The sequence below is a fragment of the Mesorhizobium intechi genome (genome assembly GCF_002879535.1).
GTDB lineage: Bacteria > Pseudomonadota > Alphaproteobacteria > Rhizobiales > Rhizobiaceae > Mesorhizobium > Mesorhizobium intechi.
Map to the genome: position 1 here is coordinate 21,521 of NZ_PNOT02000225.1, position 10,530 is coordinate 32,050.

At 63.3% G+C, this 10,530-nt stretch carries 8 protein-coding genes and 1 pseudogene; 3 read left to right on the plus strand and 6 right to left on the minus strand.

The window, feature by feature from the left end:
• Window positions 1–57: 57 nt before the first annotated feature.
• A complete protein-coding gene (locus tag C1D09_RS19750; RefSeq protein WP_246135810.1) occupies window positions 58–396 on the minus strand; it encodes a hypothetical protein in 339 nt (112 codons plus the stop codon).
• Between the two features lie 846 nt (window positions 397–1,242).
• Here C1D09_RS19750 and C1D09_RS19760 point away from each other — a divergent pair.
• Together C1D09_RS19760 and C1D09_RS19765 are read left to right on the plus strand one after the other, a co-directional pair.
• The gene (locus C1D09_RS19760; RefSeq protein ID WP_143975893.1) at window positions 1,243–2,343 is read left to right on the plus strand and encodes an OmpA family protein; all 1,101 of its coding nucleotides are present in this window, start codon (window positions 1,243–1,245) and stop codon (window positions 2,341–2,343) included.
• 7 nt (window positions 2,344–2,350) lie between these two features.
• Window positions 2,351–3,589: a caspase family protein gene (locus C1D09_RS19765; protein WP_143975894.1), complete on the plus strand. Its 1,239-nt coding sequence runs from the start codon at window positions 2,351–2,353 to the stop codon at window positions 3,587–3,589.
• 46 nt (window positions 3,590–3,635) lie between these two features.
• Here the strand turns inward: C1D09_RS19765 and C1D09_RS19770 are convergent, their stop codons facing one another.
• Window positions 3,636–4,172, minus strand: coding sequence for a DUF6931 family protein (locus tag C1D09_RS19770; protein WP_246135811.1), 537 nt, complete (start codon window positions 4,170–4,172; stop codon window positions 3,636–3,638).
• 209 nt (window positions 4,173–4,381) lie between these two features.
• Between C1D09_RS19770 and C1D09_RS19775 the strand changes: the two genes are divergently transcribed.
• Window positions 4,382–4,885, plus strand: coding sequence for an OmpA family protein (locus tag C1D09_RS19775; protein WP_143975896.1), 504 nt, complete (start codon window positions 4,382–4,384; stop codon window positions 4,883–4,885).
• Window positions 4,886–4,968: 83 nt separating this feature from the next.
• Here C1D09_RS19775 and C1D09_RS19780 read toward each other — a convergent pair whose 3' ends face one another.
• The 4 genes and pseudogenes from C1D09_RS19780 to C1D09_RS19795 all read right to left on the minus strand — a co-directional run.
• Window positions 4,969–6,297 (minus strand): caspase family protein, encoded by a 1,329-nt coding sequence (locus C1D09_RS19780; protein ID WP_143975897.1) that lies wholly within the window; start codon window positions 6,295–6,297, stop codon window positions 4,969–4,971.
• 219 nt (window positions 6,298–6,516) lie between these two features.
• A complete protein-coding gene (locus tag C1D09_RS19785) occupies window positions 6,517–8,952 on the minus strand; it encodes a M23 family metallopeptidase (protein WP_143975898.1) in 2,436 nt (811 codons plus the stop codon).
• Window positions 8,949–9,449: a DUF1036 domain-containing protein gene (locus C1D09_RS19790; RefSeq protein WP_167514683.1), complete on the minus strand. Its 501-nt coding sequence runs from the start codon at window positions 9,447–9,449 to the stop codon at window positions 8,949–8,951. The genes C1D09_RS19785 and C1D09_RS19790 overlap by 4 nt, the downstream gene beginning before the upstream one ends.
• Window positions 9,450–9,461: 12 nt before the next feature.
• A pseudogene (locus C1D09_RS19795) lies at window positions 9,462–10,530 on the minus strand (serine/threonine-protein kinase); the annotation flags it as partial.

Sequence of the window (10,530 nt, forward strand, 5' to 3'; positions counted from 1 at the left end):
AGCCTGAATCAGAAAACGGCGTGGCATGGAAGCCAAAATTGCAGGCGGTCAACACTCTTACAGCCGGACCTCTTCGACGGGATCGCCGCGCTCGAACTCCCATGTCCTTGCCATGTTCAACACATCCTCGAATGGCTCATCGGGGTGAGAAGTCGTGCATAGAAAGCGTGTCTCGTCGGTTCCGTCACCGACGACGATCGCGTCGATAATGTCTTCAACCCTCGCGCAGCCTGGCCCGACCACGGCGACGAGCGATACATCGTCATTCAGACATTGCTGAACAAAGCCATCGAGCAAGGTCTCATTCGATACCGGAACGTGAAGAATTAATTTGCGGGCGAAAGGCATAGTCAGATTGTAGGCCGATGGGTGATTGCTTTCCAGCGTCTCAATCATCCAGCATTTATGAGTTCAGGGCCTAAGAGTCCGACTCGAAACTCATGTATGGCGCCACGACAGTTGCGGCAATGGCGCTCGGTACTGGGCTGCCGGGTCGAGACCGAGGACCGTCCGATAGTCTGCAAGCGCTGACTGAGGCGCACAGGATAGCCTATGCTGCGTTCGGCGAAGCCCTGCATGACATCGGCGGTGGCAGCAGCGAGCCCGACGGAGCCAGCCGGGAGGAGCAGAGTGCGCTGCTCGCCATCTGCGGTTCCCCTGCGGTGGGGGAATCGGACCGTCTGGCCAAGGCTCTGTATCTTTTGGCGATCGAGGCGCGCGGTGAACTCGACCTGCCAGACATATGCAGACCGTTCTCGCTCCACGATATGGAGGGGATGAGGCAACCGAGGCGCGGTCGGTCAGCTGCTGAATGTCTGGTATGCGCCTATCCTGGTCGTTTGTGTGCGGCCACGCCCGTCTCAGAACCGGTCGTTCACTGGACGACGACACTTCATATCTCGCCGGAATGGCGAGCACGGGCATGGTCGTCCGAGGGAGCCTCGGGCTCAAGCCCGATATCGAGGGACCGATTGGAATCCGCTGCTTCGCGAGGCCAGGTTCCTGAAGGTCGTGGGATCCACTGCACAAATCAGGATCGACAGTCAGCGGCGGTAGCGGAGGCAGCGTGGCGGAGGAGGCGGCTGGGGAGGATGAGCGCCCAATAGAAGACAATTCCGCCCGCGCATGGCAGGTTGGCGTCACTTGTCGAGGCCGACTCGAACCGCTCGCCAAGCAAGGGCAAGTGCTCTATGCTCCCATTTCCAGCGGTATCGAGGTAGGTTGTCCTGGCGGGGGCGTTCCATGTTCGAAGTCATCGCATTCTGTCGAAAAGTGCGCACCAAGGCCGCGGCCCTTGGCTTGGTCTTTGCCGCGCTGCTGGCTTTGCTGGTGTTCGAACCGCACGCCGCCAACGCCGCGCCGAACTGGACGCTCGATCCCGACGCCTCGGTGCTCACCTATCAGTCGGTCAAGAAGAACACGATCGTCGAGACCAACAAGATCAGGAATATCACCGGCACGCTCAGCGCTGCGGGTGATGCCAAGGTCACCTTCGATCTCAATTCCGTCGACACGGGTGTCGACCTGCGCAATGTGCGCATGCGCTTCCTGTTCTTCGAAACATTCAAATATCCGACGGCGGAGCTGACAGCGAAGGTGGACCCGGCCGCGTTCGCCGATCTCGCGACAAAGCGCAGGGTAAAGGCAACCTTGCCGTTCCGTCTCAATCTGCATGGCGTCGACAAGGATCTCGAGGCCAGCGTCGTCGTAACCATGATCAGCGACACGCAGGTTTCCGTCGCGTCGGAGGCTCCCGTCGCGGTGCATGTCGAGGATTTCGGCCTACTGCCGAACGTCGACAAGCTACAGCAGGCCGCCAATGTGACGAACATCGTACCCACCGCCTCGGTGTCCTTCGACTTCGTCTTTGTCGCCGACGGCAGCAAGCCGGCCGCGGTGCAGACGGTCGCTGCCGGCGCCGCTGATGTCGGTCCCGTGGCCACCGACGCGGCGAAGGCCAATTTCAGTGATGAGGAGTGCCTCAACCGGTTCGCCGTGTTGTCGCGCACCGGCGCCATCTACTTTCGTCCGGCCAGCGCCCGGCTCGATGCCAAGAGCCGCCCGCTGCTCGTCGAAGTCGAAGGTGTCGTCGGCAAATGCCCGACCTTGAAGGTGGAGGTCTCCGGCTACACGGACTCGGACGGCTCGCCCGAGGCCAACAAGGCGCTCTCCGAACGGCGCGCCCAGGCGGTTGCCGAGGCGTTGGTCGCCGGTGGCGTGCCGCGTCGGCAGATCAGCGCCGCCGGCCATGGCGAGGAGAGCCCGGTTGCCGCCAACGATACGCCGAAGAACAAGGCGCTCAACCGGCGGATCGAATTCTCCGCCACGAAACTCGCGAACTGAGGTCGGGGTGGGTTCCCGTACAATCGCGTTTTGCGCCGTCTTGCTTCGCGGCGCCGGCATTGTCGCGCTTGTCCTGCTTTTGACTTTGACGGCCGCCAGCGCCGAGCGCCGTATCGCGCTGGTGCTCGGCAACTCGCAATATCAGCACGCCGCGCCGCTCGCCAATCCTGCACGCGATGCCAAGGCGATGGCCGAGCGCCTGCAGAACCTTGGTTTCGAGGTGGTCTCGGGCTTCGATCTTACCAAGCAGCAGACACAGACCACGGTCGCCCAGTTCGCCAAACAGGTGCGCGGCGCCGATGTGGCGCTTTTCTTCTATGCCGGCCATGGCCTGCAGGTTTCGGGCAAGAATTATCTGCTTCCGGTGGATGCCGCGCTCGAGGACGAGACCTCGCTCGATTTCGAGGCCGTGTCGGTCGATTTCATTTTGCGTCAGATGTCGCGCGAGACGAGCATAAGGCTGGTGTTTCTGGACGCGTGCCGGGACAATCCTCTGGCCGCTGTCCTGGCAAAGACCGCCGGCATCAAGGGTGCAAGCAGCGGCCTTGCGGAAATTCCGATCGAGAATGGCGGCGCCGGAACACTCGTCGCCTTCGCCGCCAGTCCCAACCAGCTCGCCTATGACGGGTCCGGCGACCACTCGCCCTTCACGACGGCATTGCTTCAGCACATTGGAGAATCCAATGTCTCCATCACCGAAGCGATGAACAGGGTGACCAGCGACGTCTTCAAGGCGACCGCCGGCAAGCAACGCCCCTGGATCAATGTCTCCTTGACCACCGAGGTCGTCCTGCACAAGGTCGATCTCAACGCCCCGCTGATCGTCGGCGAGGCGAGCCCCCCGCAATCTGAAGCCGGATCCGACACGCGTAATACGGGCGCTTCGCCAGGCAAGAATGCCGACCAGCTGGCGCTTGATACGCTGCGTGCGAAAATCCCGAAGCTGGCTAGCGACGGCCCTATCCTTTTCGAACGTCCCGTCAAGTTTGGCGACCCGGCGATCGACGGCAAGAGCATCGCCCAACTGATCAAGAGCGAACCGCTTTTCAGTCCGGTGGAAGGCCTCGACAAATCGGTCTGGCAAGGCAAGCACTGCGACACCTGCCATGAGTGGAATGAGGCCCGGCTTTGCGAGCAGGCAAAGAATTTCGCCGCCAACGACGTCTCGGTCCTGCGCCTGCAGCATCCGCTCGGCACCCGATTCAAGGTCGCGCTGGCCAGATGGGCGCAAGGCGGCTGCCAATAATTTCGGACTGATGCCGACGATGACGGGCAGCGATCGGCGAATGCCGCTACGCCTCCATCTCCGCCATCTGGATGCCCATTTCGACAAAGGCCGAAAGCACGGAAAACCGGTCCGCCAGCGACGCTCGGGCCAGCCCGGCCAGAATTCCGGCATTGACGGCATGGGCGGCGGGAAATCCGGTCGACACCATGTCGAGGGTCGGGTCGCGCCATACCGCTGCCAGAGCGATCCACGCGGCCGGCGTCGCTGGCGGCAGGTCAAGGGAATTGCTCAAGACTGCTTGATGGTGGGGATTGTGAGGTTCGCCGACGCGGTCGTGAACAAGCGCCAGCAATTCGAGATCCCGGTCCGCGAGGAGCTCGGCGAGATTGCTCAGGCATTCATGCCCCCACCAGACGGCGGCTCGCTCGGGCAGGAGGTAGGCACAGAACGTGACTGCTTCTTCTGGCACGCGCCCGGCAAGCAAGGCTCGGCAAAAATCAAGCGGCGGCTGGCCGGTGGCCAGCGATTTCATGTCCCTGGCGATGGCGGGACAAGCGAGAAACAGATCCCGTGCCGTTCTGTATCCGAGTTCATTGGCCATGGCTGCCACACCCCAAGAACCACCAGAACAGCACTCAAGCCTGTGGCCGAGCGCCGGTCAAGCGTCAGTCGTTGGCAGGTGGCGACCAGGCAGAGATGCGTTTGTTCACAGACAATCGCTTCCCGATTTGATATGATACGCCAGCGAAATCCTCTCAGGCAGGAGTTACGGTCATGCGATGGGGCAGTTCAGCCTTGACATTGGCAGCCATGCTTCTTTCAACGCACGTGTTTGCCGATCCGCTTCAGAAATCGGAAGACATCGTCAAGTTCTTCGCCGGACAGACCGGCAATCTGGGTGCCGCGCGCGGCATTTGCGTCGGCACGGAGGAAGAGTGCAAGAGCAAGGCCGAGAAGACTGGTTCAGCCGCACAAAAGAGCGGTCTCGACATGATGATCAATTTTGCCCTTGATTCCGCGCAACTCGACCAGACGGCGCGCACCGAACTCGGCGAGTTCGCCAAGGCGCTGAGGGACAATCGGCTGAGCACGTTCAGCTTTGTCGTTGAAGGTCATACCGATGCGACCGGCCCGGATCAATACAACCAGGACCTGTCGCAGCGGAGAGCCAAGTCAGTGGCGGCTTTCCTCGAGGCGAACGGCGTACAGCCTGCCAGGCTTGAAGCAATCGGCCTTGGCAAGACGCACCCGCGTGTCGCCGATCCTTACGATCCGGTCAACCGGCGCGTGGAGATGCGCATCAGGGCCGAGTAAGCGATCGCCGCCAGGGCGATCCGTCAACAGCGACAGGGCAAAAGGGAACTCGTCCAACGCGGGTTCCCTTTGACCGGCTATGATCAATATCTCATCGCGCCGCCGATCACGACGCCGGAGCCGAAAATCAGCGCCTTGGTCAGGAAGTCATTGTTGTCTCTCCATCGCGGCTCGTCGCGCATCACAATCTCCCTGTTGCGCCAGCGCTCGACGATCTGCTGTCTTCGCGGTTTCCGCTGCGCCGCCGGTTTCAGCGTGCGGGTCTTCTGCACAATCTGTTTCTTTGGCGGTGCGGCGCGGACCTGGTCGGCGGCCGAGGTACGAACGGCAGAGCCGGGCTTCGCGTTCGAATCGTTCGTGTCGAGCGCTGCGACCTGCTTGCCCGCCGTGGGGGCCTTCAGCTGTTCGATGTCGAGCCTTGCCACCGTCGCGAAGCGGCCGCTCGAGAACTGGTCGAGATATGCCTCGTAATATGGAATGGTATTCTTTTTCGAAGCCTCGTCCCAAAGCCGCTGCTCGACCTCCCAGGACGGCGGATCGCTGGCGATCGGGGCCGGCGCCGTAGTCGTCTCGGTGGCGTCGGCCACCGGCGCCAAGGCGGGTGGGGCTGTTTGTGCCGCGGGCTTGCCAAGGAAAACCTCGCGCCCCAGCGATGCGTTGTGCCATGGGCGCTGCCGGCCTTGCGTTGCTTCCGTCACGTCGCCGCGCACGCGCGTCAAGGCGCTCTGGATTTCGACACCGGGTTCGGTCAGATGCTTGGCCAACGCCAGGGAGTAGGGGCTGTCGACGCCGTCGCCGTCGAAAGCGATAGCGCCGGGATCGGTTGCGTAAGCGATCAGGACACCGCCGGTGCCGACGCCGTCCGACTTTGCATCCACCGGCGCGAGGCCGGCGCCAAGCGAGCGGCTCTTGGGCAGAGCCGCAGCCAGGGTACGACCCAGCGGATTGTCGCGGCAGGCATCGAGAATGAGGATGCCGACGGCGGGATCGGCAGGCAGCGCCGCAATGAACTCGTCGACCTGAACCGTGCGGGTCTTGAGATAGGCGGGCGAGATCAGATCGGCATCGACCGGTATGAGATAGTTCTTGCCGTCGACCTGCATGCCATGGCCGGCATAGAAGATGACCGCGACGTCGGCGTCGTAGGATTCTTCGGTGAATTTGCTGATCAGCCCGTGCATGCCGGCATTGTCCTGGTCGATGCCTTCGATCACGTCGAAGCCGGCGTCGCGCAGCGTCGACGCAATCAGGCGGGCATCGTTCGCCGGGTTGGGCAAGGCAACGGCGTCGACATATTTGCTGTTGCCGATGACCAGCGCGACACGCTTGCCCTCGGCTGTTGCGGCCTGGACGCCGAAGGCGGCAAGGAGGGAAAGGACAACTCCGCTCAAAAGGATGGCAAACAGTTTCATGGATCAGCCCTCCGGCCCGTCGGGGCACGCTATCGATCTCTGCGCATGCTCATTTCGTCAGCCATAGGTCGCTTCTGCGAAAATGGCTCTCAGGCTTGTGTAGCCCCGGCGACGGCTTAGGTTCACCGGATGCACCCGGCTTCCGCGAACATTTGGAGATATGCCCGGAAGCGCTACGCGCTTTTCGCCGAAAAGCCGTTCACGCTTTCCTGAAATTGCTCAGCCCGGCTCAAGCGTCTCTTGGATTGAATTGAGCAGCGCGGTTATCGCCTGCTTGTACTTTTCGAACTCCGGCGACGTCTGCCGGACCTCGGTCGTGGTTGTCGCCGGCTGGCTCTGGTCGGTCACCACGCGCGGCACTTTCTGCCCCATTTTCCGCTCGGCCCAATCGATGACGTAGGCGACGGTCTTGCCGGTCAGGAACGGGTTGGCCTGGATTACGGCCGCGCCCAGAACGGCGCTCAATTGCGACGAGCCGGACGCGGCCAGCACCTGGTGCGCCCCTTCCATGCCCAGGAAGTGGCAAAGATACAGACGACCGGCGGTGATCTGGTGACCGCGGGCGCGCAGATAGGCCTCCCCTTCGCGCGCCAGGTTGCGCACCATTTCGCGCGACAGCGTCGCGTCATAGCGAAGCGCGAGCAGGTCGGCGGTCGAAAGCGATCGGGCAAGGTCGGGACGATAGGTGTTCATCATCCGGATCCAGGTCTTGGTGATGAATTGGCCGGCGCCGGTAGCCGACGAGTTGGGGTTCTTGGCGCGGGCGCTGCCGCCGCTTTCGACATGGACGATCCGGTCGGTCAGCGTCTCGACCGCGGAATCGCCGGGCCCGCCGGAACTGACGGAAACGGCGGTGGCGACTGCGGTGACTGTCCCGAGGGGGTCGATCGCCTCGCCGTTCTCGTAGAGCTCGAAATGCAGATGCGGGCCGGTCGAAAGTCCGGTGGTGCCGATGTAGCCGATGACGTCGCCGGCCTTCACCTTGGTGCCGACGCCGCTGGCGACGGCAAATTTTTGCATGTGCGCGTAGCGCGTCTCGCGGCCGTTGGCGTGCGTGATCTTCACCAGATTGCCATAGCTGCCGCCATCGCCCTGGAAGGAAATCTCGCCGTCGAAAGCGGCCATGACCGGTGTCCCGACCGGAGCCGCCCAGTCGACACCCTTGTGGATCCGAACCGTGCCGAGGATCGGATGCTTGCGCGGGCCGAAGGTCGACGTCATCACCCCGGCGACCGGCGTGACCATGCCGTTGGTGACGTTCAGCGAGCGAACCTGATCATCGCCGGTCACGCAGGCATACTGGCCGTCGCTTTGCCGGAAGACGAAGCAGTCGAGGTTCTTGTCCTTACCCAGGACGCCGACGTAAAGCACCCGCCCGGAAATCTCGCCTTGGTCGCGCGGCGTCTGCGAATAGATCATCACCAGGCGCTGGTCCTCGCTGGCGAAAGCGTCGAGGTCCTGTCCCCTCGACAGATACATGATCGCTTCGCCGATCACGCTGGTCGGCACCTTGTTGCGCGCCGCGGTCGAGTAGATTGCGTCGAGCAGCCGGTACTGCCGCTTGGGTCCCCCCTGGTCCGAGGCACCGGAATAGTTGAAGAGGTCTTCGCGAACCCAGGGGTCGACGCCGGAAACGAAGGCGCCCGCCGCATCGCGCGTCAGCGTACCGACATAGACGTTCCTTGCGTAGACCGAGACCTGCATCAGCGACATGGTCGTCGTCTCGCGGTTCGGCCGGAAGCCGCGCATGGCGACCACAAAACCGGCCTCAAGCCCGTCGCGCTTGAACAGCGCCTTCAGCGCCTCGCCCGCAAGCCTGGCGTCGTCCGCGGAGAAATGGGCATCGAGCGCCACGCTATCCAGGCTGCGGTCGTTGAGGATTTTCACGAAAGTGTCCTCTGTCGCCGCGAAGCGCTGATATTCGCTGGTGACGGTCGCGACGGTGGTGTTGTTCTCGATCGCGGTTTTCTTGAAGGCGGGGAGCGCTGCCTCGCCCTGGTCGATGGTCTCGCCCCAGCCGGCCTCGGGGTCGTCTGCGTCGGCCTTGGGCGCAGAACCGGCCGGCGTCTCGCCCGTGTCCGGCGGCGCCTGCAGGTCGTTCGCCAGATCGCCCGGTTGGTCGTTGGGCGCCGCGGCAGGTGCGGGCGAGGTCGGTTGCTGAGCGTCCGGGGCTGCCGTCGAAGGCTTCGCAGCGGTCTGCCGCTGCGCTTTGAAGAAGGCAAAATCCTCCTGCGTCGACGGGATCGTCGTCATGAACTTCTCGCTGGCGCTCAGCATCACGTCGGACAGAATTTCGATCTGCGGCGAGGCCCCCGAACTGTCCAGTTCGGCCGGGCGCGCAACCGTGTGGCCCTTCGTGGCGGCGTCCGCATCGGGCGCCAGCGTGATCCACATCGGATCGCCGGCAAGGTCGATGATGGCCGGCACATAGACCGAGGCGTCGGGCGGCACGTCTTCCATGCCTTCGACGGGATGCAGTTCCTCATCCTCGTCGCCGAACGACCAGTTGTCCCTGGTAAGATAGAAGCCGGTGGCGATCGCGATGACGGTGAGCGTTGCAACGCCAGCAAGAGCGCGGCGCCAGAGTTTGCGTCTGCGCTCGGCCAGGCGTGCCAGCTTCTTCTGTTTGAAGCTCGTGTCGATGCTGTGCGTCACGGGCTGTTTCCGGTCAGGAAATAGGTCCAGCGCACCTGCTCCAGCGTATCGACCTCGACGAAACGCGCCGCAATATGACCGCGCTGCCAGCACTCCTCGATGCCACGGATGGAGAAGCGGCGCCGATCAACGCACATCTCGGTCGATCCGTTGAGGATCGCATGGCCGAACACGTCGGTCGCGTAGAGGTAGATGTAGCGGTTGGCGAGTTCCTCGCGGATGACGTTCACGCACTGGTTGGCGCCGATGGTCCACCAGCCGTCGGTCTGGTCGGCATTGTCGACCTTCTGTCCGACGGCGAGGTTGACGACGTCGAGCGTCTGGTTGCAGACGGTGAATTCGGCATGCGCGCTGTTGGGCGAAAAGATAACGAGCAGCGCCGCGCCGAACAGCGCGGAAAATGCCACGCGGTCGGAGAAGTGCGCCAACAATCGAAACCAGCTACGCTTCGAGCGTGGCGAAGGCCGGCAAAATGAATGCGAGGGGCGAAGGTCCATCGGCGTTCATATCTATCCGCCGAGCTGAAAATATCTGGCGGTGGCGGAGAACTGCGAGCCGTCGGCGCCGATCTCCTCGAGGATCCTTGGCAAAAGCTCGGAGACCGGTGTCGGTCGCGAGAACATCGCGGCCTGGATGTCCTTTGGTCCGGTGACCACCAGCATGATCTGCGGCAGGGGTTTGCCCGCCGCCTTGTCGGCGGCGCCTAGACCGATCGGGATGTTGAAGGTCGCCTTGTCGGTGTGCGCCACGATGCGATCATCGAGGTTGAAGGCGATGCCCCTGTGGTCGATTAGCATGACGTTGGAAACCAGCCCGCCATGCGTTACCAGCGTGCCGCTGATCGGCGCGCCGTCCGGCACCGATGTCCGGTCGAGAACGAGCCTCGGACTTTCCACACGGTTCCGGTCGAGGACGCGCAGGAAGTTGGTCACTTCACACTGAGGCGGCTCGATGAGACGGACATTGATGTCCGGCTCGAGATGGAACATCGAGCGAAAATCATTGAGCATCTGCTCGAAGGGTTGCACGGCTGTTGCGAGGCCTTCGATGGCGGCGGAGCTGGCGGTTTGCGATGTCAGCGACGCATAGAAACAGTCGCCGCCGCTGAAGTCGCGCACCCATGAGGCGCGTTGCGCCGCCTCGTCGATCGGCTTCGCCGGCGGAGCCGCCGGCTTTGGCACGTTGATCGCGACTTCGGTATTTTCGGGTCGTGTGGTTACCGGCAGCCGCGGTTGCGGGGACGGCTGCGCTGTCTGTGTCGGCTCTGATGGCGAGGTTGGCGGTGTCGGCTGGCTGGCGGCCGGGGGCGGGGCCTCCGGTTTGGCCGGCGGGCTGGCCGGCGGCGCCGGCAAACGGCTCCCGGAGGCCGGCGGCGGGGAAGCCTCGGGCCTGGCCAGCTTGGAAAGGATCTCGACCAGGTCCGGTTCTGTCGCCGGCGGATTTGCCTGCTGCGGCGGCTTGCTCCCTGCCTCCGCCTGGCTTGGCGCGGTCGTCTTCGGCGGGTTCGCGGTCGGGTTTTGGGCAGGCTTGATCGCGACCGGGGGCGCTTGCCCCTGGCTGTTGGCCGTGGTTTCGGGC

Coding starts and splice junctions, on each gene's coding strand:
- C1D09_RS19750 (WP_246135810.1), bottom strand. CDS start 396: ATGATTGAGACGCTGGAAAGCAATCACCCATCGGCCTACAATCTGACT.
- C1D09_RS19760 (WP_143975893.1), top strand. CDS start 1,243: ATGTTCGAAGTCATCGCATTCTGTCGAAAAGTGCGCACCAAGGCCGCG.
- C1D09_RS19770 (WP_246135811.1), bottom strand. CDS start 4,172: ATGGCCAATGAACTCGGATACAGAACGGCACGGGATCTGTTTCTCGCT.
- C1D09_RS19775 (WP_143975896.1), top strand. CDS start 4,382: ATGCTTCTTTCAACGCACGTGTTTGCCGATCCGCTTCAGAAATCGGAA.
- C1D09_RS19780 (WP_143975897.1), bottom strand. CDS start 6,297: ATGAAACTGTTTGCCATCCTTTTGAGCGGAGTTGTCCTTTCCCTCCTT.
- C1D09_RS19790 (WP_167514683.1), bottom strand. CDS start 9,449: ATGGACCTTCGCCCCTCGCATTCATTTTGCCGGCCTTCGCCACGCTCG.